The organism is Actinoplanes sp. NPDC023936, assembly GCF_040639325.1.
Taxonomy (GTDB): domain Bacteria; phylum Actinomycetota; class Actinomycetes; order Mycobacteriales; family Micromonosporaceae; genus Actinoplanes.
Genome location: NZ_JBEZZR010000018.1, coordinates 128,119 through 153,098, shown reverse-complemented (window position 1 = coordinate 153,098; position 24,980 = coordinate 128,119). Strand labels below are relative to the sequence as shown.

The following is a 24,980-nucleotide window of genomic DNA, read 5'->3' as shown; positions in this document are numbered from 1 at the left end:
CCTCATCGCTGCGTTCACCCTCGGTAACGCCGGTGGACACGACCCCGTTACGCCCCGGCGGAGGGCACCCGTTGCGCCGGGGTCGCGGACCGCGGGGTGAGGGCGCTGATCCGGGCGGCCAGCGCGGCCGGCGAGTGGTCCCGGGCGATCGCCGCGCGGGCCCGGCGGCTCTGTTCCGCGTACCGGCGGGGTTCCCGCTGGAAGCGGCGGATCACCGCGGGCACGTCGGCCGGATCGCAGGCGACGGCGGCTTCGGCGTACGCCGGGAGCAGCCGTTCCGGCACGAGCACCACGCACCCGGTCGCGGCCGCCTCCAGGGCCGGCCGGGAGAGCAGCTCCGGCGCCTGCTCGGACGGGAAGTGCAGGTAGAAGTCGAGCTGCGCGGCGAACGTGCGCGGATCGAGGTCGCCCGGCTCGTAGACCAGCCAGGAGACCGGCAGCGTCCCGGGCCGCAGCGGGGTCTCCGGCAGCCGGACCCGCACGTCGGCGCCCTTGCAGCGGCGGGGCACGGCGAGCGTCGCCGCCAGATCGGCGGCCCACTCACCGGCGTCGCACAGGTCGACACCGATCACCGGCGGGCCGGCCGGGCCGGGCAGCGGGCGTCGGACGTCCTGCGGCTCGACGACCGAGGGGAAGGGGACGGCGTCGAGCAGGCCGAGGATCCCCGGGTCCGGCGAGCACCAGAGCGCCTCCGTCCCGAACAGCCGCCGCGTCGCCTCGGCGACGGCGTCCACGGTGTAGCGCCGATCGGTGCCGTCGGCCCGCTGCGGCGCCCGGTCGGCGACCACGACGACCTTGCGCGGCCGCAGACCGCACCCGCCCTCGGGAGCGAACTGGAGCACCTCGGGCTGCCGGACCACCAGCAGGTCCGCGTCGATCCGGTCGCTCTCCAGCACCTGCGCCACCTGACCGGTGTTGATCAGTTGCTGGACGCCCGGGCTGAGCAGGCGGCGCTGCCGGTCCACCGAGCGCAGCGACTCCAGGTGCATGATCGCCACGGAGCGGCCGGCCTCGCGCAGCGCCCGGACCTCGGCGAAGGCGGCCCGCTGCGCGCCGGCCAGGAACCGCCAGTCGGCGGCGATCACCACGTCCCAGCTGGGCGGCGCCGATCCGCCGGTCAGGTGCGGCGGCGCCACGAACGGGCGGCCGGTCGCGCCGGGCTCCCGGCGCAGCGGCGCGCCCGAGGCATGCCAGCAGCGGTACGCCGACATGTACGCGGTCCGCGCCGGATGCATCCAGTAGGCCCGGATCTCGGCCCGGGACAGCGAGCCCTCGGAGAGCCGGATCAGCGCCAGCGGCTTCGCCACCCGCCGTACCGACCCCGGGCCGAACGCCGCCTCGATCCGTTCCAGGAACTCCGAGTCGGCGGCCTTGCGCACCGCGTCGAAGCAGCCGATCCGGCCGAGCACCGCGGCGCGCCGGAACAGCAGCGAGGAGACGTTGACCCGGCCGCGCCGGATGCCCGGCCGGGTCATCACCAGCTGGTCGGTGACGCTGATCCCCTCCGAGGTGGTGGCCATCGCCTCGGGACGCTGGAGCAGCGGCTGCATCTGCAGCTCGACGCGGCGCGGGTGGGACCAGTCGTCGGAGTCCTGGAACGTGACGAACTCGCCGTGGGCCGCCTCGACGCCGGCGTTGCGGGCCGGGTACGTGCCGCGGTTCTCCGGCAGCCGCAGCACCCGGACCCGGTCGTCGATCGCCTCGGCCTCGGCCAGGACCGCGTCGTACTCCGGGCCGGACGCGTCGTCGACCACGAGGATCTCCAGGTCGCGCCAGGTCTGCGCGGCGATCGAGCGGACCGCGGTGATCAGGCCGACGCCGGGACGGAACGCGGTCACCACCACTGTCACCCGGCGATCGGTCTCCACGGGCGCCGGGGGTTCGGTGGTGAGCCGGTCGAAGGGCAGTCGCTCCGGTGCCGCCATCAAAGCCGGCGCGGGCGCGGGGAAGAGCCGCCCGAACCGGGACAGCCAGGTCTCCTCGGGGACCGAGCCGCCGGCGTACGGGTTGGCGAGGTCGATCTCCAGGGTCTCCCGGGCCGGCCGTGGGATCCGCCGGTACGCGGCGAGCAGGTCACGGGCCTGGGCCGGGCCCTGCCAGGCGTACGCGAGCTGGGCGTGCAGCGCCTGGTGCGCCGGTGGCACCGACCGCGCGCCGAGACCGGTGCGGATCAGCGCGTACAACGCCAGCGCGTCCTCCCGGTCGCCGGGCAGCTCGTCCTGCAGCGCGATGGTCTGCGCCAGACCGGCCAGCAGCGCCGGATCGACCTTGCGGCGGATCCGGCGCAGCCGCCGGGTGTCCCCTGATCGGGCCGCCTCGATCAGCTCCTCGAGCGTGGAACCGGCGCCGGTCGCCGCACGGGCGAGCACCCGCCGCGCCGCCACGGAACGGTTGCGCATCGCGGTGTGCGGCAGCGACAGCTCCGCCCCGGCGCCGGCCAAAGTTACGTGATCGTCCAGCAGTCCGACCGGCTGCGCCTCGGCCATCGACTCTCCGTCCGTGTATCCCGCGGTGTCGATCAGCTCAACGCGACGCGGCGGCCCGGGGTGACGAGAGGAGTCAGACGGCGGACAGGACGGCGGCCTCCACGCGATCTCGTTCGGCGGTGTCGGCCCAGGTGCCGACGAGGTAGAAGGCGTCCACCACGTCACCACCGAGAGTGGAGATGCGGGCGGCCCGGATCTCCGCGCCGGCCTCGTCGAGGGCCGTGGTGACCCGGTACAGCAGGCCCGGCGAGTCGGCGGCGCGCAGCTCCAGCACGACGGCGTCGGTGGCCGCGGCACGCTGCCAGACCACCCGCGGCGAGGCGGTGCCGCCGCGCGCGCTCATCGCGCGGGCCCGCACCCGCTGGATCACCGAGACGTCGCCGGCGGCGACCCGGCGCAGGTCGGCCGCGAGGGCCACCGGATCGTACGGCGACCCGTAGCGCGGCGACGTGTAGAACTCCACGATCGCCCGGCCGTCCACGGTCGCCGTGTTGGCGGCCACCACGTCCAGCCGGTGCATCGCGAGGCAGGCCGCCACCCCGGCGAGCAGGCCCCGCCGGTCGGCCGCCGCCACCGCGACCCGGTCGCCGTCCAGGTGCACCACCGGCAGGCCGCCCTCCAGCAGCTCCGGGTCGGGGCGGGGCGGTTCGGGCAGCTCACCGGTGTCGAGCGCGGTGTGCACCCGGCGGACCAGCTCGGCCATCAGCCGGCCTTTCCAGTCCGACCAGGCGGCCGGGCCGGTCGCCTGCGAGTCGGCGCGGGCGAGGGCGTGCAGCAGGTCCAGAGTGGCCGGGTCGCCGACCGCCTCGGCCACCGTCGAGATGGTCTTCGGGTCGCTCAGGTCCCGGCGGGTCGCCACGTCCGGGAGCAGCAGGTGCAGGCGGACCATCTTCTCGATGGTCGCCACGTCGGCGGGCGGCAGGCCGATCCGGGCCGCGATGCCGGCGGCGATCGGCGCGCCGACGACGCTGTGGTCGCCGGGCAATCCCTTGCCGACGTCGTGCAGGAACGCGCCGAGCAGCAGCAGGTCGGGCCGGTCCACCTCACGGGTGAACCGGGTGGCCTCGTAGGCGGCCTGCACCAGGTGCCGGTCCAGGGTGTAGCGGTGGATCGGATGGTGCTGCGGGAGGCTGCGCATCCGGGCCCACTCGGGGAGCCAGGCGTCGATCAGCCCGTACCGGTCGGCGGTCTCCCAGGCCGGCAGCAGGCCGGGGCCGGCGCCGAGCAGCGAGACCAGGGCCGCGCGGGCGGCCGGTGGCCAGGGGGTGGGCAGCGGCGGGCAGAACGCGGCGAGCCATTCGCTGGTGGCCCGGGCGATGGGCAGCCCGACGGTCGCGGCCGCGGCGACCACGCGCAGCGAGAGACCGGGGTCCGGGACCGGCCCGATCGCGGTCCGCGCGAGCACCAGCTCGCCGTCCTGCTCGACCACGTCACGGGCGACCGGGCGGCGGGTGGGCGCGGCCGGTGAGCCACCGCGGCGGCGGCCGCTGCGCAGGCGGTCCACCGCGCGCCAGGCGTCGTCGACGGCGTGCGCGATCGTCCGGGCGTCGCCGGACACCCGCCGCAGCAGCGCGTCGGAGTCCTCCACCTCGAGCAGATCGGCGACCGCTGCGCGTTCCTGGGCGACCAGCCGGTCGACCCGCCGGCCGACCGCGAGGTGCAGGGCGTCGCGGGTGTCGAGCAGGCGCAGCCCGGCCGCGCGGACGGCGGGACGCATGGTGTCGGCGATGCCGGCCCGGCCGATGCCCCGCAGCAGCGTGAGGTCGCGCAGCCCGCCGGCGGCCTCCTTGAGGTCGCCCTCGAGGAGGAACGCGAGTTCGCCGTGCTGGGCCCAGCGGGCCGTGGTGAGCTCGCGCAGCTGCGGCAGGAGCCGGACCGCGGTGCGCCGCCACTGGTCGCCGGTCGCGGTGATCAGCTCGGCGGAGAGGGCGGCGTCCCCGGCGACGTGCCGGGCGTCGAGCAGGCCGAGCGCCACCTTGACGTCGTCGTGCGCCACCGAGAGGGCTTCCGGGAGGGTACGCACGGAGTGGTCCAGCCCGAGCCGGGCATCCCAGATCGGGTACCAGAGTCCGGAGGCGATCCGGTCGATCCCGGCCGTGCCGTTGTGCACCAGCACCAGGTCGAGGTCGCTGTAGGGCGCGCAGTCGCGCCGCCCGAGACCGCCCACCGCGACCAGGCTCACGCCGGGCACGTGGGACGGGAAGAGTTCGGTCAGCCACACGTCGAGCGCCGCCGCCCGGTCATCCCGTGCGGCGGCGCCGATGTGGTCGCGCAGTTTGTCGAGCGAGCCACCGGCTGCCGGGCGCACCGGCGGGGCCGGCGGCTCACTCAACGGATTCGTCATGTCGTCTACAGGGCGTCGAGGCCGCGCTCGCCGGTGCGGACCCGGACCACGTCGTCGACCGACGTGACCCAGACCTTGCCGTCACCGATCTTGCCGGTCCGCGAAGCGGTGATCACGGCGTCGACGATCTTCTCGACGTCGATCTCGTCGGTCAGCACCTCAACCTTGATCTTCGGCAGGAACTCGACGGTGTACTCGGCGCCCCGGTACACCTCGGTGTGGCCCTTCTGGCGGCCGTAACCCTGTACCTCGCTCACGGTGAGCCCGGCGACGCCGAGGGCGTGCAGAGCCTCCTTCACCGCGTCGAGCTGGTACGGCTTGATGACCGCGGTCACCAGCTTCATGCTCAGTCCTTCCATAGGAGCAGCCATCAGAGAATTTAGCCGGAGACCTTCTGGCTGACGGAGGCCTTCCCGTCAGCGTCGTTGGACGGGGAGCCGGTGAGGCCGGCCATCGCGAACGCGCCACCACCGGAACCCGTTGCCGGGGTGAAGTCGTAGCCGGTCTCGCCGTGGTCGGCGATGTCGATGCCGCCGACCTCGGACTCCTCGCTGACCCGCAGCAGCTTGACGGCCTTCAGGGCGAGGGCCAGGACCGCGGCGATGAGGAAGGAGTAGAGGGTGACGGTGAGGCTGCCCAGGGCCTGGCGGCCGAGCTGGGTCACGCCACCGCCGTAGAAGAGGCCGTTGCTGGCGTTCAGGATGGCGGAGTCGGTGATGCCGGAGTTGACCGCGTCGGTGGCGAAGAAGCCGATCGCCAGCGAGCCGATCCAGCCGCCGACGAAGTGGACGCCGACCACGTCGAGCGAGTCGTCGTAGCCGAACCGGTACTTCAGGCCGACGGCCAGGGCGCAGACCACACCGGCGATCAGACCGATGATCACGGCGGCGAAGGGAGCGACGAAGCCACAGGCCGGGGTGATGGCGACCAGACCGGCGACCGCGCCGGAGGAGGCGCCGACCAGCGTGGGCTTACGGTCCCGGATCCACTCCACCGCGACCCAGCCGACGAGCGCGGCGGCCGTGGCGACCTGGGTGTTGATGAAGGCGATGACGGTGGTGCCGTCGACGGTCAGCTCGGAGCCGGCGTTGAAGCCGAACCAGCCGAACCAGAGCAGGCCGGCGCCGAGAGCGACGAACGGCACGTTGTGCGGGCGCATGTTCTCCCGCGGCCAGCCGATCCGCTTGCCGAGGATCAGGACCAGGGCGAGCGCCGCGGCGCCGGCGTTGATGTGGACCGCGGTACCACCCGCGAAGTCCAGGGCGCGGATCTTGGAGCCGATGAAGCCGCCGCCCCAGACCCAGTGCGCGACCGGGACGTAGACGAGGGTGAACCAGCCGAGCGCGAAGAGCACCCAGCCGCCGAACTTCATCCGGTCCGAGACCGCGCCGCTGATCAGGGCGACAGTGATGACCGCGAACATCATCTGGAAGACCAGGAACGCGTACGTCGGGATGCCGGTGTTGGCCCCGAAGAACAGCCACTCCTCGGAGATCGTCCCCACCGGGGTGCCGAGGTAGCTGAAGTTGCCGATGATGTTGTTGAGACCGGCGCTCTCGTTGACGCCGAAGGCCAGGGTGAACCCGTAGATGATCCACAAGACGCTGACGAGCCCGATCGAGGCGAAGCTCATCATCATCATGTTCAGAACGCCCTTGGACCGGTTGAGGCCACCGTAGAACAGCGCCAGACCCGGTGTCATGAGCAAAACGAGCGCAGACGACAGGAGCAACCAAGCGGTATTGCCGGTGTTGATCTCCACGCTGCCTCCTCTCGGATTAAGGTGTCCACTCACACCGGACCTGGGGCAGCGTCGCCTGTTGGCCGGTTCGGCGCGAAGCCTTCCGGTCAGCTGTTTCGAGCACGGTCTTTACGCGATTTCCGGCGCGTCACGCATTGTTTCCGACGTGTGAAGAAACTCTCACAACCGGTACAGCGATACCCCGCGAAGTGCCACGATCCCGGCCTTTCAGCCGCCGTCACAGGTCAACCGGACCGTCTGTCGATCAGCGGAGCGCGTACTCGAGAGTGTGCCGCTCGTAGTCGAGCAGCCGCAGGTCCCGCATCGGACGGCGCAGGTGGCCCTTGTGCACGATCCGGACGAATGCCGGGTCGCCGGCCGCGGCCATCCGGCGGATGCCTTCCACGTGGTCGACGATCCGCTTGCGGATGGTCCGGACCAGGCGATGCCTGTCCCGCGGGATCAACCCGTACGCGTCGGCGAACAGGCGCAGCCGGCGCGGGCGGTTCGGCCGTTTCCAGCCCAGCGTGTACGAGTCCCGGTCGCTGAAGAGCGGCACCCAGGTCCACGCCGCGTACGCCACGTCGTAGAGCCGTGAGCCCGGCGACGCGAGGTCGAAATCGATCAGGGCGAGCGTGCCGTCCGGCCGCCAGACCACGTTGTGCGGCGCGGCGTCGTGGTGGCAGATCACCTCGGTGTCCGGCGGCGGCGGCCCGAACGAGCGCCACACCGCACCGGGCGGGGGGACGAAACCGTACTGGGCGTCGTGGAACATCCGCAGCATCGTGCCGACGGTGACCAGCGCCTCCTCGGTGACCCAGTGCGGGGCCAGAGGGTACTCGCCGCACTCGCCGTCCAGGTAGGAGAGGACCTCGCGGCCCTTCTCGTCCATGCCGAGCGCGTGCGGCGAGCCCGTGAAGCCGACCCGTTCCAGATGGTTCAGCAGAGCGTGCACGGCGGGGGTCCAGGGACCCGCGTTACGCCGGACCGTGTCGCCGATCCGGGACACCGTGCTGACGTTGCCACCGTGCAGCGGTATCTCGCGCACCGGCTCCTGCGTCACCAACGTCCTCCCGAATCCCTGCCCGACCATCCGACCGCCCCGCCCACCGCCCGGAAACGGACGGAAGCCGGGCCCTGCTTTCCTCGGCGAAGCCTACGCGTCCGCGCCAAGAAGGGCCTCGACGAAGGCGGCCGGCTCGAACGGCGCGAGGTCGTCCGGACCCTCGCCGAGACCGACCAGCTTCACCGGAATACCCAGCTTGCGCTGCACCGCGATGACGATGCCGCCCTTCGCGGTGCCGTCCAGCTTGGTGAGGACCACACCCGTGACATCCACCACCTCGGTGAACACCCGGGCCTGCTCCAGACCGTTCTGACCGGTCGTGGCGTCGAGCACCAGCAGGGTCTCGTCGACCGGCCCGTGCTTCTCCACGACCCGCTTCACCTTGCCGAGCTCGTCCATCAGGCCGACCTTGTTCTGCAGCCGGCCGGCGGTGTCGACGAGCACGGTGTCCACGCCGACCTCGATACCCCGCTTCACCGCGTCGAACGCCACGCTCGCCGGGTCGCCGCCCTCCGGGCCCCGCACGGTCTCCGCGCCGACCCGCTCACCCCAGGTGGACAGCTGCTCGGCGGCGGCCGCCCGGAACGTGTCAGCCGCGCCGAAGAGCACGGTGCGCCCGTCCGCGATCAGCACCCGGCCGATCTTCCCGCAGGTGGTGGTCTTGCCCGCGCCGTTGACCCCGACGACCAGCACGACGGCCGGGCGGCCCTCGTGCGGCGTGGTCCTCAGGCTGCGGTCGAGGTCGGGCTCCAGCGCCGCGACGAGCTCCTCGACGAGCTGCTCACGAACGCCGGAGACGGTACGCGTGCCGAGGACCCGGACCCGCTCCCGCAGCCGCTCCACGATCACCTGAGTGGCCTCGACACCGACGTCCGCGGTGATCAGGCTCTCCTCGATCTCCTCCCAGTCGTCCTCCTCCAGGTGGTCCCGGGAGAGAACGGTGAGCAGGCCGCGGCCGAACGCGTTCTGCGAGCGGGCCAGCCGGGCACGCAGCCGGACCAGACGGCCGGCGGTCGGCGCCGGCTGCTCGATCTCCGGTTTCGCCTCCTCGACGACCGGCGCCTCCGCCACCACGGGCGGGGCCGCCGCGGGCGAGACCGGCCGCTCGATCAGCGGCGGGAGCTCCTCCTCGGGAACTGTCGGTACGGCAGGCGGACGCTCCAGCGTGGTGGTCGAGCCCTCGGACGGCGGCGGAAGCTCCCGGCGGCGCAGCTTCGGCACCACCAGCCCGGCCGCGCCGACGACCAGGACGACGAGCAGGATCACTGCGGCGACCACGTATTCCATGCCCGAATCCTGACAGATGAGCCGTGCGGACGTGGCGGAGGCCGCGCACTGGCGATTCGGGTCCTCCGTGACGGAGGATGGGGCACCCCTCGAAAGAACTGCGTGGAAGGCATCCGAATGCGGCAATCCCCCGGCCTCCTCCGATGACGGCACAACTGCTCATCGGGCCGGTGCTGCGCCGTGTGACAGGCGACAGCGCCACGATCTGGGTGGAGACCAGCGAGCCGGCGCAGGTTCGGGTCGAGGCCGACAGCGGCGCCGCCGGCTCCGCGACGACATTCTGTGCGTACGGGCATCACTACGCGCTCGTGGTGGTGACCGGTCTCGCGCCGGACTCGGCACAGGCCTACACGGTGACGCTCGACGACCGGGTGGTCTGGCCGGCGGCCGGATCCCCGTACCCTCCGTCGGTGATCCGGACCCGGGCCACCGACGACCGTGACCAACCGGTCAGCCTGGCCTTCGGCTCCTGCCGTGAGGCGACGCAGGAGTCGTCCCGCCGGCGGCTCCCGCCGGACGCGCTGGACGCCTTCGCCCGGCGGCTGATGGCCGAGCCGCGGGAGCGCCCCGATCTGCTGGTGCTGCTCGGCGACCAGGTGTACGCGGACGAGACCTCGGCGAAGGTGCGGCGCTACCTGAAACGCCGCCGCCGCGACGGCCACCGCGGGCCGCAGGACCAGGTGGTCACGTTCGAGGAGTACACGAAGCTCTACCTGGAGTCGTGGCGTGACCCGGAGGTGCGCTGGCTCTTCTCCACGGTGCCCAGCGTGATGATCTTCGACGACCACGAGCTGATCGACGACTGGAACACCTCGGCGTCGTGGCGTGCCGACATCGCGCGGAACTCCTGGTGGCGGGAGCGGATCTCGGGCGGTCTCGCGTCGTACTGGATCTATCAGCACATCGGCAACCTGAGCCCGGACGAGCTGGCCGCGGATCCGCTGTTCCAGAAGGTGTCGACGGTCGACGACGCCACCGAGCTGATGCGCGACTTCGGGCTGCGGGTGGACGATCCGGAGTCGGCGGAGAACACCGACCAGCCGTACCAGTGGAGTTTCGCCCTCGACCTGGGCCGCACCCGGCTGGTCGTGCTCGACAACCGGTGCAACCGTGTGCTCACCCCGGGCGCGCGGGCGATGCTGCCGGCCACCGAGTGGGAGTGGTTCCTGGACCGCGCGCACGGCGACTACGACCACCTGGTGATCGGCTCCTCGCTGCCCTGGCTGCTGCCGCCCGCGCTGCACCACCTGGAGGCCTGGAACGAGCGGACCGCCGACTCGTCGCACGCCCGCACGGCCGCGTTCGGCGAGAGACTGCGCCGCGCGTTCGACATGGAGCACTGGGCGGCGTTCGGCAAGTCGTTCGAGGCGCTCGGCGAGCTGTTCCGGCGGCTCGGCGAGGGCACGACGGGCACGTCCGGCGACCGGATCGGGGCCGGCGGGGCGTACGCGGCGCCGGCGTCGATCAGCGTGCTCTCCGGAGACGTGCATCACTCGTACGTGGCACGTGCCGACTTCGGGCACCCGCTCGCCACCCCGGTGATGCAGCTGACCTGCTCGCCGATCCACAACCAGGTGCCCGCGCCGATGCGCCCGCTGATGCGGATCAGCTGGTCGCGGGCGGTGGCCCGGCTGGCTCGCGGGCTGTCCAAGTCGGCCGGGGTGGCGAAACCGGCGCTGCGCTGGAAACGGCTGGCCGGGCCGTACTTCGGCAACGCTGTCGGCGTGCTCCGGCTGGAGGGCCGGGCGGCCACCGCCCGGATCGAGGGCACCACGAAGGACGGCGAACTGTTCGACGTGGCGTCGGTGACCTACGCGCCGGACGAACAGCGATAGTGAAATCGGTGGCGGCGGGCACCGGCGTGGCCCAGGATCGGTGTCGATGACTACCTGGACCGCGCCCGAGGCGCATCGTGTTTCCGAACCCACCACCGGCGACGAGCGGACCATGCTCCAGGGCTGGCTGGACTGGCACCGGCAGACCCTGCTGGGCAAGTGCGCCGGCCTCACCGCCGAGCAGCTCACCATCGCCTCTGCCGAGCCGTCCAACCTGACCCTGCTGGGTCTGGTGCGCCACATGACCGAGGTGGAACGCGCCTGGTTCCGCCGGCGCGCGGCCGGCCAGGACCTGCCCGACCTGTACAGCTCTCCGGACAACGCGGACGGCGACTTCGACGACGTCGCGGGGGCCGACGCCGAGGCCGACCTGGCGGCGTTCCACGCGGAGCTGGAGCTGGCCGACGCCGCGGCGGCCGGGCTCTCACTGGACTCCGAGTTCACCGGGCGGCACGGCCGGATCAGCCTGCGCTGGGTCTACCTCCACATGATCGAGGAGTACGCGCGGCACAACGGCCACGCCGACCTGATCCGCGAGCGCATCGACGGGGTCACCGGCGACTGATCACCGCCGGTCACTCCGGCAGGTCGAGGACCTTGCGCAGGTACGGCACGTGTTCCGGCCCGGCCCAGCGGTACCCGGACAGGCCGGACGACCGCGCGCCCCGGATCACCCGGTCGTCGTCGTCCACCATCAGCACGTGTTTCGGCACCTGGCCGATCAGCACGCAGGCCTCCCGGAAGAACTCCGGCGCGGGCTTGTGCACCTTCAGCTCCCACGAGCTGATCACCAGGTCCACCTCGCCGGTGAGGCCGAGCGCGTCGAGGTCACCGCGGAGCCGGTCGGTGGCGTTGGTGGCGATCGCGACCGGGCGGCCGGCCGCCCGCACCTCACGGACGAACGCCAGCGCCTCCGGGTCCACCTCTCCCCGGTACGCCTGCCACTCCGCCACCGCGGCGGCCGACTCCTCGTCGCCGAGCGGCAGCCGGGTCGCCACCAGGCTCATCCACTCCGCGTCGGTGATCTCGCCGGCCATCGCGGGCCGGTAGATGTCCCACGACATCGCCGTCTCGAGCAGCGAGGCCGGCTTCAGCCCGTACTTCACCTCGACGGCGATCATCGGGGCCGGATCCCAGCGGCGCAGCACGCCGTCCAGGTCGATGAACAGGGCCCGGGCGCGATCGCGCATGACTATCTAGCTCTCTTCCTCGCGGTTCAGTCGCTGGCTGATCACCTGGGTGACGCCGGCTCGCATGGTGACGCCGTAGAGGGCGTCCGCGACCTCCATCGTGCGTTTCTGGTGCGTGATGATGAGCAGCTGGCTCTTCTCCCGCAACTGCCGGAAGAGCGTAATCAACCGGCCCAGGTTGACGTCGTCCAGGGCCGCCTCGACCTCGTCCATGATGTAGAAGGGTGAGGGGCGGGCCCGGAAGATCGCGCAGAGCATCGCGACAGCGGTCAGCGAGCGCTCGCCACCGGAGAGCAGCGACAGCCGCTTGATCTTCTTGCCCGGCGGGCGGGCCTCGACCTCGACGCCGGTGGTCAGCATGTCCTCCGGGTCGGTGAGCACGAGCCGGCCCTCGCCACCCGGGAAGAGCACCTGGAAGACGGTCTGGAACTCCCGCGCGGTGTCCTCGAACGCCGACGTGAAGACCTCGAGGATCCGGTCGTCCACGTCCTTCACGACGGTGAGCAGGTCCTTGCGGGTGGCCTTGAGGTCCTCGAGCTGGTCGGAGAGGAACTTGTAACGCTCCTCCAGGGCGGCGAACTCCTCCAGCGCCAGCGGGTTGACCTTGCCGAGCAGGGTGAGGTCGCGTTCCGCCTTGTTGGCCCGCTTCTCCTGGGTCTGCCGGTGGAAGGGCACCGGGCCGGGCGCCGGCTTGCCGTCCTTCTCGGCCTGCGCCACGTCGGCCTGGGTCGGCGGCACCAGCTGGTCCGGGCCGTACTCGCTGATCAGCGTGTCGACGTCGAGCGAGAAGTCCTCGGCGGCCTTGGCCTCCAGCTGCTCGATGCGCATCCGCTGCTCGGCCCGGGCCATCTCGTCGCGGTGCACCTCGCTGGTGAGCCGCTCCAGCTCGGCGACGAGGCGTTTCGCGGTGGCGCGCACCTCCTGCAGCTCCGCCTCCCGGCTGGTGCGCGCGGTCGCCACCTCGTCGCGGTGATCGGCCGCGGCCGCGAGCGAGACCGCGACGCGTTCCAGCGCGGCGGCGGCGCCGAGCGCGACCGCCTGGGCGATCTCGGCGCCCCGGGCCCGCGCGGCTCGGCGAGCCGCGGCCCGTTCCCGGGCCTGGCGTTCCGCTGTGGCCTGGCGCAGCAGCGAGTCGGCCCGCCCGGCGATCGAGGAGACCCGCTCCTCGGCCGTGCGCACCGCGAGCCGCACCTCCATCTCGTTCTGCCGGGCCTGCGGGACCAGCGCGGCGAGCCGGTCACGCTCCTCGGTGGACGGCTCCTCGTCGATCGGCGAGTCCTCGGCCAGCCGGAGGCGTTCCTCCAGCTCGGCGAGGCGCATCAGGTCGGTCTCCCGGGCCGCTTCGGCCTTCTGCCGGGAGGCGCCGAGCCGTTCGCACTCCGCCTTCGCCGATCGCGCCGCCGCGCCCAGCTCGGCCAGCCGCCGGGCAGCAGCGTTCCGCTCGCCCTCGGCCGCCCGCTTCTCGGTCGCGGCCAGGTTCACCGCCTGCTTGAGCTCGGCCACCTCGGCCCGGGCCTCGCCGAGCTGCTCCTTGATCTCGGCGATGGCCTGCTCGGCGGCGGTCCGCTTGGCTTTCGCCTCGTCGACAGCGGCCTGCACCTCGATGTAGCTGGTCGGCTTCGACGAGCCGCCGGCCGCCGCGTAGGCGCCGAGCACGTCGCCCTCCGGCGTCACCGCCCGCAGTTCCGCGTTCGCCGCGACCAGCCGGGCCGCGGCGGCGAGATCGGGCACGAGCACCACGTCGCGCAGCACCCGGTTGAGCGCCGGGCGGATCTGCTCCGGACAGTCGACCACCTCGGGCGCCCAGACGGCGCCCTCCGGCAGCTCGGGGCGCAGGCTCGCGAGCGAACCCCGCATGCCGGGTCCGGCGGACCCGGCGACCACGAGATCCGCGCGGCCGGCATCAGCGATCTTGAGGGTACGCATCGCCTCGATCGCCTCGTCGACCCCGGAGAGGGCCACCGCGTCGGCGAGCCCGCCCAGCGCCGCGGCGAGCGCGACCTCGTGCCCGGGCCGGACGGTCAGCAGCGAGGCGAGGCTGCCGAGCAGGCCGGGGACCTGGCCGGCCTTGGCGAGCAGCGCGCCGGCCCCGTCCTTGCGCTTGAGGCCGAGCCCGAGCGCCTCCTCACGGGCTTTCCAGCTCGCGGCGTCCTTCTCGGCGGCGCGTTCGGCGTCGGAGAGCTCGCGGACCACGGCGGCGGCCCGGTCGTGCGCCGCGACCGCCTCGTCGTGCCGGGCGTCCAGGCCGGCGTTGTCCCGGTCGGCCTCCGACGACTCGGCCGCGACCAGGTCCACCTCGGCCTGGGCCGCCTCGGCCCGGATCAGCGCGTCGGTGTGCGCCGCCGCGAGCCGCTCGATCTCCTCGTCCGCGCTGCTGGTCCGGGCCCGCGCCGCGTTCACGTTGCCGGCGAGCTTGGCCAGGCCCTCCCGCCGGTCGGCGATCGCCTTGGCGGCCGCGCGCAGCGCGCTCTCGGCCGCGGCCAGCTCGCGTTCCAGTTCCTGCCGCTGCTCGACCGCCTCGGCGAGGCGCATCTGGTCCTCGGTGAGCGCCTCGCGCAGCTCCTCCTCCTGCTCGCGAACCCGCTCCGCCTCGGCCTCGAGCATCTCCGGGTCGCGGCCGGGACGCTCCTCGTCGGGGGTCGCGGCGAGGTGACGCAGCCGCTCGGTGGCGAGCTGCTCGGTGGAGCGGAACCGTTCCTGCAGCGCGGAGAGCCGGTACCAGGCGTCCTGCGCGGCCTGCAGCAGCGGCGCGTCCTCGGCGTGCTGCGCCTCCAGGTCGGCGAGCCACCGCTGCACCTCGCGGTTCTCCTCCTCGACCTGGCCGCGCCGCTCGCGCATCGCCGACTCGTCGGCGATCTCCTTGTCCAACGTGGTGCGCAGCGTGTACAGGTCGTCGGCGAGCAGCCGGAGCCGGGCGTCCCGCAGGTCGGCCTGGATGCCGGCCGCGCGCCGGGCCACCTCGGCCTGCTTGCCGAGCGGCTTGAGCTGGCGGCGCAGCTCGTGGGTCAGGTCGCCGAGGCGGTTCAGGTTGACCTGCATCGCGTCGAGCTTGCGGATCGCCTTTTCTTTGCGCTTGCGGTGCTTGAGGACGCCGGCCGCCTCCTCGATGAAGGCGCGGCGGTCCTCCGGCTTGGCGTGCAGCATCGCGTCGAGCCGGCCCTGCCCGACGATGATGTGCATCTCCCGGCCGATGCCGGAGTCGCTGAGCAGCTCCTGGATGTCGAGCAGGCGGCACGCGTTGCCGTTGATCTCGTACTCACTCGCGCCGTCCCGGAACATCCGGCGGGTGATGGAGACCTCGGTGTACTCGATCGGCAGCGCGCCGTCGTTGTTGTCGATCGTGAGCGTCACCTCGGCGCGGCCCAGCGGCGCGCGGCCGGCGGTGCCGGCGAAGATCACGTCCTCCATCTTGCCGCCGCGCAGGGCCTTGGCGCCTTGCTCGCCCAGCACCCAGGCGATGGCGTCGACGACGTTGGACTTGCCGGATCCGTTCGGGCCCACGACACAGGTGATGCCCGGCTCCAGCCGCAGCGTGGTAGCGGAGGCGAAGGACTTGAAGCCCTTGACCGTCAGGCTCTTGAGGTGCACGGATCTCCGAGGGTCGGCGGTGGTCTGCTGGTGGCAGGCTACCCGCAGAGCATCGGCGGAACTGTGACACGCCGCGCCCGGGGCCTCGCAGAACCGCGGAAGTCAGGCCAAGAACACCGGAAGTCAGCAGAAACCATGAGAGGCAGGCAAAAAGCTGCGCGCCGCCACGAAATGTGGAGGCGCGCTTTTTCTTTCGTTCTTCACTTCGTGCGAACTAGCGGTGCGAGGGGATGAACGCCGGGAGATCACCCCGCGGACTCACCGGCGGCCGGATGGAGCTCAGGTCAGGGCGGGCTCGGTCAGCCGCGCGAAATCGTCTGCCTCCGCGGCTGCTGCCACGAGACGATCGTTCTCCGCCCGGAGGCGGGTGACCTCGAACTCCAGGGACTGCACCCTGGAACGCAGTCGGGTGACCTCGTCGAGCAGACGCCGGTCGGGCGCCGCACCTACGTGGCCGTAGAGGGCCTTCGCCATCGTGACTCCTTGTGACGCGCTGCGTCTCGTTGTGATGCGTTGCCGGAAAGGCCGGCCAACGTGCGCCCAGTACGGTGCACTGCACCAGCGATCACGGGCACGCGTGAACGCAGAACCCTGCCAGGTGATCAACAGAGTTCTTTAGGTGCGGAAGCTCATGCCACGAGTGAATCGGGGCGTGAGTGGGCGCGACTGGCGACACCTCCATAGTCCGCCGATACCCACCCTCCGTCAAGCCGAGGCTTTCGTGGTGGCGCGCTTCTTCTCAGTGAATCACGCCACCAACACGGTTTAGCTGCGGTTATGCGCCTTCTGCCAGTTTCGTGAAGCGGCCCGCCACCCCGAGGGCGCCGTGACCGGCCGCATCTGACCGTCAGCGTCGACACCACCCATCGGCAGGGGCCGCGCTCACCTGAGGGTCCGGCCGGGGCGCTGTTCCGGCCGGATCGGCGGCGCATCAATGCCCCTTCCGGGCAAAAACGGGCAAAGGCGGCGGACATATGCGCGCAAAAGGGGCGTAATTGTGTCGCCTAGGCGACAGGCTCCGGTGACTTCGGCAGGCTGCGTCGTTGCCCCCACCGTGAATCCAACCCCGTCGCGCGAGCGCATCTGTCTGCTCACCGGCGGCGGGTACCCGTACCGGCGGGACGCCCTCGGAGGGTGGTGCCGGGCTCTCGTCGAGGGCCTGCGCCGATTCCGCTTCGAGCTGCTGACCGTCACGGACCGTGAACTCCCGTCCGCGCCGGCGTACCCGCTCCCGTTCAATGTCGGCTCGTCGCAGGCCGTCGCCCTGGGCCGCGAGACGGCCCGCGCCGGACGCCGTCGTGCCCGTGCGCCGGAGGGCGCCGAGGAGGCCGCGGCGCTGCTCTGCCGCGGGTTGCTCGGCGAGGACGAGCCGGTCACCGCGCAGTTCGGCGACGGCCTGCGCCGGCTCGCCGGGCTGACCGGGCGGCCCGACCCGCTCGCCGGGGTCCCGTTCACCGACGCGCTGCTCGAGGCGTGGCGTCAGCGGCAGGCCGCGCCGGACTCGGACCCGACGCCACTGCCCCGGCTCAGCGTGCGGGACGCGCGCACCGCGGCCACCCTGCTGGGGCACGCCCTGCGCGCGCTCGCCGTGGAGCTGCCCGACGCCGAACTCGTGCACTGCGTCGGCGGGACCACACCACTGCTCGCCGCCCTGGCCGGCCGCTGGCGCAGCGGCGTTCCGCTGCTGCTCACCGAGGCCCGCGCGCCGGTGCCCCGGCAACGACCCGCCGAGGACCGGCTCTCGCCCGGCGTGCGGACCGTGCTGCGGCGGTTCCGGGCCGGCGTGGCGCGCGCCGGATATGCCGAGGCGGAGCTGATCGCGCCGCTGAGCACCTACCACCACGGGTGGGCGCTGGACCACGGCGCGCAGCCGGCCCGACTCGTGCAGGTGCCCGCCGGCGTCGATCCGCGCGACTACCCCGGAGCGGCCGAGCTCAGCCCGGCGCCGGCCGTGGTCTGGGCCGGCAGCGGCGGGCCGGACAGCGGGCTCACACTCGTGCTGGACGCGTTCATCGAGATCGTGGCCGCCGTACCGGGAACCGTGCTGCACCTCGTCGGCATCACCGCGGCGCACGAGGAGCACTGCGCGGAGCAGATCGAGCGTGCCGGGCTGGGCCGCACCGTACGGCTGCACCCGCTGCCCGCCGACCCCCGGGACCGGTACACGGCCGGGCACGTCGTGGCCCACGTTCCCGGACCGGCCGACCCGCCGTACCGGCTGATCGAGGCCATGATGTCGGGCCGCGCCGTGGTCGGCGTGGACGTCGGGCCGGCCGGCGAGACCCTCGGCGAGACCGGGCTGCTGGTGCCGCCGGACGCCCCGTCCGAGCTGGCCATCGCCGTCGTCGGCCTGCTCCGCGACCCGGCCCGGCGGCGCACGCTCGGCGACGCGGCCCGGCAGCGGGCGATGAGCCACTTCACCGTCGACCGGGTCGTGCGGGTCTACGGCGCGCTCTACACCGACCTCGCCGCGCCACCGCCGGCGCAGGCCTTCGAACTCGCGCTCGCCGTCCCGGCGCCGCGGACCACGACGCCGGCCACGGTGCGCTGGCTGACCGGGGAGAACCGATGACGATCACGCCACCACGCGGCGTACCCGCGACGCAGACCCGGTCGGCCCGGAACCGGGCCCGCCGCCGGGCGGCCGGCGGCGATCCCCGGGACGCGTTCGACGAGCTGACGCCGCCACGGCGGCGGGCCGGTGGGCGGCACTCGGCCGAGCCGGCGACGCCGCCGATCCGAGCCGATCGGGAAGGCCCGGACCCGGCCGGCGGCGCCGCGGCGGTCCTCGCGATGCCGACGACGACAGGACGGGGTGAGCCCTCTTCCGCGGAGGGCGAGGGCGTCGACCCGTACCCGAGACGGAGCAGGCGCCGCGCTCGCCGCGGCTTTCTCGGTGGCGCGCTGCTGCGCTGCTGCCTCTATCTGGGGCCGCTCAGCGTCGCCGTGGCCGCGGCACCGTCGCTGAGCGTGGTCGCGTGGCCGGTGCCGGCCGTGATGCTGCTGCTCGGCTGGAGCGCGGCACAGTGGCTGACCAGCATGGGCGTGGTCGTGGCCCGGCGGACCGGCCCGGAGGCGGCGGCACGGCTCGTCGGATCCGGGTTCGCCGCGGTGACGGGTCTGTGGTGCGCGCTCGTGTGGATCGCGCCGGACACGCTGCTCGGACCGAGCCGCGCGCTCGCCGCCGCGGTGGGCGCCCTCGGTCTGCTCGCCCTCGGCAGCGTGACGTGTGCGCTGGTCAGCCGGTCCGAGGGCGTGATCTCCCTGTGGTTCGTGCCGTGCTGGCTGCTCGCCCTCTTCACCGCTGCCGGCAGTTTCGGCGTCGCCTGGGCCGCCACGCCCGTCGACGCGCTGCTGCCCGCCGCGGTCGTGGCGGTGGCGGTGCGCGCGTTCCGGCCGGCCGTGCTCTCCAGTCCCGGACGCAGCCCGCTGACCGGGGCGGACCGCCGGCGCGGACTGTCCTATCTGGTCATCGGGGCGTCCCAGGCGGTCTGCGTGGTGCTGCTCTGGCGCACCGGGCCGGCCGTCACCCCGCTGCCCGCGGCGCTGCCGCTGCTGATCGCCGTGCCGGTGCTGGAGACCCTGATCGGCTGGCACACCGACCGGCTCGAGGCCGCGCTCGACTCCGCGGAGAGCGCCGGCGAACTCGGCCGGCACGTCCGCAACGTCACCGCGATCACGCTGGCCGGCCTGCTGCCGCCGCTCGCGGCCGGCGGCGGGCTCGCGGTCGCCGCCTACCACCTTCCCGGACTCCGCGACGGCGTGCTCGCCCTCGCCGCCGGAACGCTGCTCGGCGGGGTGTTCGCCGTGACGTTCCTGCTCGCGGCCCGCTTCCGCACCGGCATCGCCGCCACGCTCGCCGCCGTGCCACCGCTGGCCGCCGCGATCATCGCCCTCGTCCCCCCATCCGCCGGACCGTTGCCGGCCGCCGTCGCCGTGCTCGCGGCGGCACACCTGGCCGGCCTGCTCACCGTCGCCCTGACCGCTGTCGACCTACGGAGGACGCCGTGAAGACACTGTTCCCCTCGTACGCCCACCCGTCCCCCTCGCTAGAACTGGACGCCGACACCTGGATCGTCCGCGAGATCCCCGGCGACCGCAGGACCCTGCACCAGTCGCTCGGCCGCATCGACCTGGACTGGGGCAGCCGCTCCCTCGCCGACGTGCTGACCGATGTGGATGCCTGGCGCGCGGACGGGGTGGAGGGGCTGTTCCTCGATCGCGCACCGGCCGGTTCCGGCGGGGTGGGCCCGGCGGCGTTGACGATCCGGTTGGCGGCGCGGCGCGGCCTGCATCGGGTGGTGCTGAATCCGGGCGTGCCGACTCACCCGCTCTATCGGGATCTAGGCGTGCGAATCTGCACGTTCGAGGGGCCGTGGGACGCCTACCAGAACTGGGACGGCGACGGCAGCCGGCCGGGGGACGGGCACATCGTGCACGGTGTGCCAACGGAGCTGCTCACCGCGGCGCGGCGCCTGATGGGCCGTCGTGGCGCGGGGTTCGGCCTGGCCACCGATCTCAGCCCGCATCGCAGCGTGGCGACCTCCGGGCGCGGAGCGCACGCGGCCGAGTGAGTCGCCCCTTTCCGGGTACGCGGTGGGTCGTTCCCGACCGCAGGTGACGCCGTCCCGCGGTTTCCCGGGCGACTGACGTCCGCCGGGCCGGCGCGGCTCGCCGCCGGCCCCGGCGTCCCCTTCCGGCCCGGGGTCGCGGGCGGGTGCGGCTCAGCCTGAGCTGCGGAACTGCGGGACTGCGGGCCTGCGGGACTGCGGAAGGTCAGCGGCGAGGACGGGGCTGGCAGCGGGGGCAGCTGAACGAGGAGCGGTTCATGAACTGCTCGCGGCGAATCGCGGCGCCGCACCGCGAGCAGGGCTCGTTCTCCCGGCCGTAGGCGTTCAGCGAGCGGTCGAAGTAGCCGCTCTCGCCGTTCACGTTGACGTAGAGCTCGTCGAAGCTGGTGCCGCCCGCGACGATGGCCTCGGACAGCACGTCGCGCACGTGGGCCAGCAGGCGTTTCGCGGCCGGGCGGGTGATCTGGTCGGTGGCGCGGGCGCCGTGCAGCTTGGCGCGCCACAGTGCCTCGTCGGCGTAGATGTTGCCGACACCGGAGATCAGGGTCTGGTCGAGCAGGGCTCGTTTGATCTCGGTGTGGCGGCCGCGCAAGCGGGCCACGAAGGCCTCGTCGTCGAAGAGCGGGTCCATCGGGTCGCGAGCGATGTGGGAGATCTCGCCGGGCAGTTCGGCGCCGCCCTCGGAGACCGAGAGACCACCGAACGTGCGCTGGTCGACGAAGCGCAGCTGCGGGCCGCCGTCGGTGAAGGTGAAGCGGACCCGCAGGTGCTTCTCGTCGGGTGCCTCGGCCGGCTGCATCAGCAGCTGGCCGCTCATGCCGAGGTGGGCGATGACCGCGTCGCCGGAGTCCAGCGGCAGCCAGAGGTACTTGCCGCGGCGGGAGATGTCCAGGATGGTGCGGCCGGCGAGGACGGCGGAGAAGTGGGCGTCACCCGGCAGGTGGCGGCGGATGGCGCGCGGATGGCGCACCTCGGCGGCGGCGATCGTGCGGCCGGCCACCCACTTGGACAGGCCCTGGCGGACGGTCTCGACCTCGGGAAGCTCGGGCACCTGACGGAGGTCCTTTCGACGACGACGCTACAACGTTTACGGCCGGCTACAACGTGTACGGCCAGACGGTGACCAGGTAGGCGCCGTACCAGAGTCCGAACGCCGCCCACGCCGCGATCGACAGAATCGCGACCCGGGGACGGGCCCGCGACGCCGCGACGGCGGCCGGCAGCAGCGTCAACAGTACGGGCAGCAGCAGGCGCGGCTTGGAGTGGTAGAAGCCGGCCTGGCCGTACACCAGGATCATCGCCACCACTCCGTAGACCGCGAGTGGCAGCCACGGCTTCCCGGCCAGGGCGACCCCGGCCGCGGCGAGGGCGACCAGGAGGATCAGCGCCACACTCATCGGGATCCAGCCGTCACCCGTACGCAAGGTGGTCTTGAGAAATTCGAACGTGCTGGACCCGTAGTCGAACGTGGTTCCCCAGCCCGCCGTCTGAATCTTAAACCAGGCGTCGAGGTCGCCGACCCGCCACGCCACCCAGCCGATGTAGAGCGGCACGCCGGCGAGCGCGGCGGCCGCCGCGGCGATCGGTTCCCAGGCGAGCCGGCTCTCGGTCTTGCGGATCTCGACGATCGCGATCACGGCGGCCACCGCGAGGGCCAGCGCGGCCGCCGCACCGGTCGGGCGGCTCAGCGCGGTGAGCAGGCCGAGCAGGCCGGCGGCCCACCAGACCCGCCGATGCGCGGCCACCAGCATCCCGGCGACCAGGGCGAGAAAGATGCTTTCCGAGTACGCCATGGAGAGCACCACCGACGCCGGAGCCGAGCAGCAGATCGCCACCAGGGCCCAGCCGGCCCGCTTGCCGTACAGGCTGGTGCCGAGCAGGTGCAGCGCGACAGCGGCCCCGATCGACGCGAGCCACGCGACGCCGATCGCGGCGGACGACGGGGGCAGGCCGATCGCGGCCCCGAACCGGACCAGGATCGGGTAGACCGGGAAGAACGCCAGCTCGTTGCCCTGCAGCACGCCGTTCGCGTCGTAGGTGTACCCGCGCGGGTAGCCGTCCATCGCGACCCGCAGGAACCAGCCGCCGTCCCAGACGAGCAGCCGGTCCCAGACGCTGCGTGGCTCCGCGGTCGCCCCGCCCAGCCACCAGATCATCAGAAGTTGGCCGGCCCGGGTGAGCGTGAGGATGCCGATCGCGGTCCCGACACCCTTCGCGGCGCCCGCTTTGTCCCAGAGGCGCTCTTTTTGCGCCACCATGGTCTCCGTCTCCACGCCCGGGATCATGGCACGTCCGGTACCGATTCCTCAGCCTCCGCACGGTCCGTCAGGGTTCGCCAGGCCGCCGCGGCCGCCCGTTGCTCGGCCTGCTTCTTGCTGCGGCCCTCGGAGCCGCCGTACCGCTCACCCGCCACCACCACCCACGCGGTGAACGTCTTCGCGTGATCCGGGCCGGAGTCCTCGATCTCGTAGTCCGGCACGCCCAGGCCGAGGGCCGCGGTGAGCTCCTGCAGGCTGGTCTTCCAGTCCAGGGCGGCGCCCCGGCTCGCCGACTCGATCATCAGCGGGTCGAAGAGCCGGTGGATCACCTCACCGGCGATCTCCAGGCCGTGCTCCAGGTAGATCGCGCCGAGCAGCGCCTCGAGGGTGTCGGCGAGGATGCTCGCCTTGTCCCGTCCGCCGGTGGTCTCCTCGCCCTTGCCGAGCAGCAGGTGCGGGCCCAGGCCCAGCGGCCCCAGGCCGCGCGCCACGTCAGCGAGCGCGTGCATGTTGACCACGCTGGCCCGGAGCTTGGCGAGCTGCCCCTCGGGCAGGTCCGGGTGGTTGTGGAAGAGCGCCGACGTGATCACCACGCCGAGCACCGAGTCGCCGAGGAACTCCAGCCGCTCGTTGGTGGGCAGGCCACCGTTCTCGTACGCGTACGAGCGGTGAGTCAGCGCGCGTTCCAGGAGCTCCGGCTTGAAGGGGACGCCGAACGCCTCCTCCAGCGGCTCGGTGGACGGACGGCGACGCTTGTCAATCATGCGATACCTCGCTGTATCTGAGCAGATCGGCGATGGCCGCGACCGAGGCGCGGCGATACAGGTCCGCCGCGTGGGCGATGCCAGCGGCGAGATCGGAACCGGAGGCCGCGCCGTGGCAGACGACGACCGTGCCGTTCACCCCGAGCAGGACGGCGGCACGTGGCGGCAGGGGTGCTCCGGGCTGCGGAGGGCCGGCCAGGGCGTAGCCGGTCTCCAGGCCCTTGAGCAGGACGTTTCCGGTGAAACCATCGGTCACCACGACGTCGGCGGACGCCCCGAGGACGACGTCGCCGCCCTCGACCAGGCCGGCGTAGCCCGCACCGGCGGGCAGGGGCCGGGCGGCCAGCAGCGGAGGAAGGGCACGGCGCAGGCGGTCGCCCTTGCCGGGCTCGGTGCCGATGGTGAGGAGGCCGACGCGGGGCGCGGCCACCCCGTGAACCACTGAGGCGTACGCGGCGCCCAGGCACGCGTGCACGACGAGGGTCTCCGCGTCCGGGTCGACTGACGAACCGACGTCGAGGAGGACGATCCGGCCGGCGGCCGTCGGCAGCGCCGCGGCGAGGGCCGGCCGGCGCACACCGGGCCAGCGGCCCAGCTCCCGGGCCGCGGAGAGAACCGTGGCGCCGGTGTCACCGGCCGAGACGAGAGCGTCGGCGCGCCCCTGGGCGACCGCGTGGGCCGCGCCGCGGACGGTGCCGGCGCTGGTGATCGTCGTGGTGATGCGCTGCCGATCCGCGGGATCGAGGGCAGCGAGAACCGAGCCGGCGGCCTCGGCCGGGCCGACAAGTGTCAGGTGCAGGGCTGGATCGGCCTGAACGGCGCGCAGAGCGCCGTCAACCACGACGGCGGGAGCGTGGTCCCCGCCGAGGAGGTCGACGGCGATCCGCGCGGTGCCCGGCTCCCCGACAGTGCGCTGTCCGGGAGCCGTTGCACCGATGGTTCGCCACCGCTCTGGTGCGACCCGCCCGATGATCGGGCGTGTCACTCGGCGACGTCAGACCTCGAGGACCTGACGGCCGTTGTAGGTGCCGCAGACCGAGCAGGCGGTGTGCGGAAGCTTCGGCGACTTGCACTGGGGGCACGCCGCGGTGACGACCGCGGTGGCCTTCCAGTTGGCCCGGCGCGAGCGGGTGTTGCTGCGCGACATCTTGCGCTTGGGGACGGCCACGGTACTACTCCTTAGAATATTGCTCTTGCTGCGGCGCAGCCGCCTCAGGCGACTCAGCTGTCAGGTTGCGCAAAGCGGCCCAGCGGGGATCGACTTCCTCGTGGCTGTGATCGGCCGGAAGGTCGTCGAAGTGCACCCCGCACTCGGGGCACAACCCTGGGCAGTCCGGCCGGCAGAGCGGGTTGGTCGGCAGGGTCAGCACGATCGCGTCCCTAATCGCCGGCTCCAAGTCGAGCAGGTCACCCTGCATCCGCCCCACCTCGTCGTCGTCGGTGGTCTCCTCGGTGGTGCTGTCCGCGTAGGCGAACAGCTCCGCGATGGAGACCTCGAACGACTTGCCGATCTCGTTGAGGCACCGGCCGCACTCGCCGGAGAGCGAGCCGCGAACGATGCCGCTGATGTAGACCCCCTCGGACACCGACGTCATGCTCAGATCGAGCTCGAGGTCGGAACCCTCGGGGACCGAGATCAACTCCAGACCGAGGTCCGTCGGCGCCGGCACCACCCGACTCAGGGCACGCGTCGCACCAGGCTGCCGGGGAAGCTTCGTCGTGTCGACGACAAGCGGCTGCCTGGGATCCAGGTGACTCTGCGGTGACTTGGGCATCGTGATTCCTCAGCCATAGGTAGGCCGACCGAAAACATTACCTGAGCTTGGTTGACGTCGTCGAATCGGGCTCCG

General features: G+C 72.8%; 20 protein-coding genes. 5 read left to right on the top strand and 15 right to left on the bottom strand.

The features are described from left to right. Window positions 1-47 precede the first annotated feature (47 nt). From AB0F72_RS23570 to ftsY, 6 genes are all read right to left on the bottom strand, one after another. The gene (locus AB0F72_RS23570) at window positions 48-2,486 is read right to left on the bottom strand and encodes a glycosyltransferase family A protein (protein WP_360435076.1); all 2,439 of its coding nucleotides are present in this window, start codon (window positions 2,484-2,486) and stop codon (window positions 48-50) included. Between the two features lie 73 nt (window positions 2,487-2,559). Further along, window positions 2,560-4,830 carry a [protein-PII] uridylyltransferase gene (locus AB0F72_RS23565; RefSeq protein WP_360435074.1) on the bottom strand — a complete coding sequence of 757 codons (2,271 nt, stop codon included), beginning with the start codon at window positions 4,828-4,830 and terminating at the stop codon, window positions 2,560-2,562. 5 nt (window positions 4,831-4,835) lie between these two features. Continuing rightward, on the bottom strand, window positions 4,836-5,174 hold the full coding sequence (locus AB0F72_RS23560; protein ID WP_041830256.1) for a P-II family nitrogen regulator: 339 nt from the start codon (window positions 5,172-5,174) through the stop codon (window positions 4,836-4,838). Window positions 5,175-5,209: 35 nt separating this feature from the next. Then, window positions 5,210-6,592: an ammonium transporter gene (locus AB0F72_RS23555; RefSeq protein ID WP_360435072.1), complete on the bottom strand. Its 1,383-nt coding sequence runs from the start codon at window positions 6,590-6,592 to the stop codon at window positions 5,210-5,212. 244 nt (window positions 6,593-6,836) lie between these two features. Beyond that, window positions 6,837-7,664, bottom strand: coding sequence for an aminoglycoside phosphotransferase family protein (locus AB0F72_RS23550; RefSeq protein ID WP_360435070.1), 828 nt, complete (start codon window positions 7,662-7,664; stop codon window positions 6,837-6,839). A gap of 63 nt (window positions 7,665-7,727) precedes the next feature. Continuing rightward, on the bottom strand, window positions 7,728-8,924 hold the full coding sequence (ftsY, locus tag AB0F72_RS23545; RefSeq protein ID WP_360435068.1) for a signal recognition particle-docking protein FtsY: 1,197 nt from the start codon (window positions 8,922-8,924) through the stop codon (window positions 7,728-7,730). A 143-nt stretch (window positions 8,925-9,067) separates the two neighbouring features. Here ftsY and AB0F72_RS23540 point away from each other — a divergent pair, with 143 nt between their 5' ends. Continuing rightward, entirely contained in the window at window positions 9,068-10,759 is a 1,692-nt protein-coding gene (locus AB0F72_RS23540) for an alkaline phosphatase D family protein (protein ID WP_360435066.1), read from the top strand. A gap of 46 nt (window positions 10,760-10,805) precedes the next feature. After that, the gene (locus tag AB0F72_RS23535; protein WP_360435065.1) at window positions 10,806-11,324 is read left to right on the top strand and encodes a DinB family protein; all 519 of its coding nucleotides are present in this window, start codon (window positions 10,806-10,808) and stop codon (window positions 11,322-11,324) included. Between the two features lie 10 nt (window positions 11,325-11,334). On the opposite strand, the gene AB0F72_RS23530 is transcribed toward AB0F72_RS23535, so the two are convergent. The 3 genes from AB0F72_RS23530 to AB0F72_RS23520 all read right to left on the bottom strand — a co-directional run bounded on the left by AB0F72_RS23530 (window position 11,335) and on the right by AB0F72_RS23520 (window position 16,011). Continuing rightward, window positions 11,335-11,949 (bottom strand): HAD-IA family hydrolase, encoded by a 615-nt coding sequence (locus AB0F72_RS23530; RefSeq protein ID WP_360435063.1) that lies wholly within the window; start codon window positions 11,947-11,949, stop codon window positions 11,335-11,337. Between the two features lie 6 nt (window positions 11,950-11,955). Then, window positions 11,956-15,537 (bottom strand): chromosome segregation protein SMC, encoded by a 3,582-nt coding sequence (smc, locus tag AB0F72_RS23525; RefSeq protein WP_360435061.1) that lies wholly within the window; start codon window positions 15,535-15,537, stop codon window positions 11,956-11,958. A gap of 279 nt (window positions 15,538-15,816) precedes the next feature. Beyond that, complete coding sequence (locus tag AB0F72_RS23520; protein ID WP_360435059.1) at window positions 15,817-16,011, bottom strand: hypothetical protein; 195 nt, start codon at window positions 16,009-16,011, stop codon at window positions 15,817-15,819. Between the two features lie 580 nt (window positions 16,012-16,591). Between AB0F72_RS23520 and AB0F72_RS23515 the strand changes: the two genes are divergently transcribed. The 3 genes from AB0F72_RS23515 to AB0F72_RS23505 are packed head-to-tail and all read left to right on the top strand — an operon-like array spanning window position 16,592 to window position 20,111. Then, the gene (locus tag AB0F72_RS23515) at window positions 16,592-18,109 is read left to right on the top strand and encodes a DUF3492 domain-containing protein (RefSeq protein ID WP_360435057.1); all 1,518 of its coding nucleotides are present in this window, start codon (window positions 16,592-16,594) and stop codon (window positions 18,107-18,109) included. Continuing rightward, window positions 18,106-19,548, top strand: coding sequence for a hypothetical protein (locus AB0F72_RS23510; RefSeq protein WP_360435055.1), 1,443 nt, complete (start codon window positions 18,106-18,108; stop codon window positions 19,546-19,548). Before AB0F72_RS23515 ends, AB0F72_RS23510 begins: the two co-directional genes overlap by 4 nt. Beyond that, window positions 19,545-20,111, top strand: a complete 567-nt coding sequence (locus tag AB0F72_RS23505) for a spherulation-specific family 4 protein (protein WP_360435053.1) — start codon at window positions 19,545-19,547, stop codon at window positions 20,109-20,111. The genes AB0F72_RS23510 and AB0F72_RS23505 overlap by 4 nt, the downstream gene beginning before the upstream one ends. Window positions 20,112-20,313: 202 nt before the next feature. Here the strand turns inward: AB0F72_RS23505 and mutM are convergent, their stop codons facing one another. The 6 genes from mutM to AB0F72_RS23475 are packed head-to-tail and all read right to left on the bottom strand — an operon-like array spanning window position 20,314 to window position 24,905. Continuing rightward, a complete protein-coding gene (gene mutM / locus AB0F72_RS23500) occupies window positions 20,314-21,159 on the bottom strand; it encodes a bifunctional DNA-formamidopyrimidine glycosylase/DNA-(apurinic or apyrimidinic site) lyase (protein ID WP_360435052.1) in 846 nt (281 codons plus the stop codon). A 46-nt stretch (window positions 21,160-21,205) separates the two neighbouring features. Further along, on the bottom strand, window positions 21,206-22,381 hold the full coding sequence (locus AB0F72_RS23495) for a hypothetical protein (protein WP_360435050.1): 1,176 nt from the start codon (window positions 22,379-22,381) through the stop codon (window positions 21,206-21,208). Window positions 22,382-22,389: 8 nt separating this feature from the next. Continuing rightward, window positions 22,390-23,130: a ribonuclease III gene (rnc, locus tag AB0F72_RS23490; protein WP_360435048.1), complete on the bottom strand. Its 741-nt coding sequence runs from the start codon at window positions 23,128-23,130 to the stop codon at window positions 22,390-22,392. Continuing rightward, window positions 23,123-24,067, bottom strand: coding sequence for a phosphate acyltransferase PlsX (locus AB0F72_RS23485; protein ID WP_360435100.1), 945 nt, complete (start codon window positions 24,065-24,067; stop codon window positions 23,123-23,125). Before AB0F72_RS23485 ends, rnc begins: the two co-directional genes overlap by 8 nt. A 57-nt stretch (window positions 24,068-24,124) precedes the next feature. After that, window positions 24,125-24,298 (bottom strand): 50S ribosomal protein L32, encoded by a 174-nt coding sequence (gene rpmF / locus AB0F72_RS23480; RefSeq protein ID WP_014447173.1) that lies wholly within the window; start codon window positions 24,296-24,298, stop codon window positions 24,125-24,127. Window positions 24,299-24,302: 4 nt separating this feature from the next. Then, window positions 24,303-24,905: a DUF177 domain-containing protein gene (locus tag AB0F72_RS23475; protein WP_360435046.1), complete on the bottom strand. Its 603-nt coding sequence runs from the start codon at window positions 24,903-24,905 to the stop codon at window positions 24,303-24,305. Window positions 24,906-24,980: the final 75 nt, after the last annotated feature.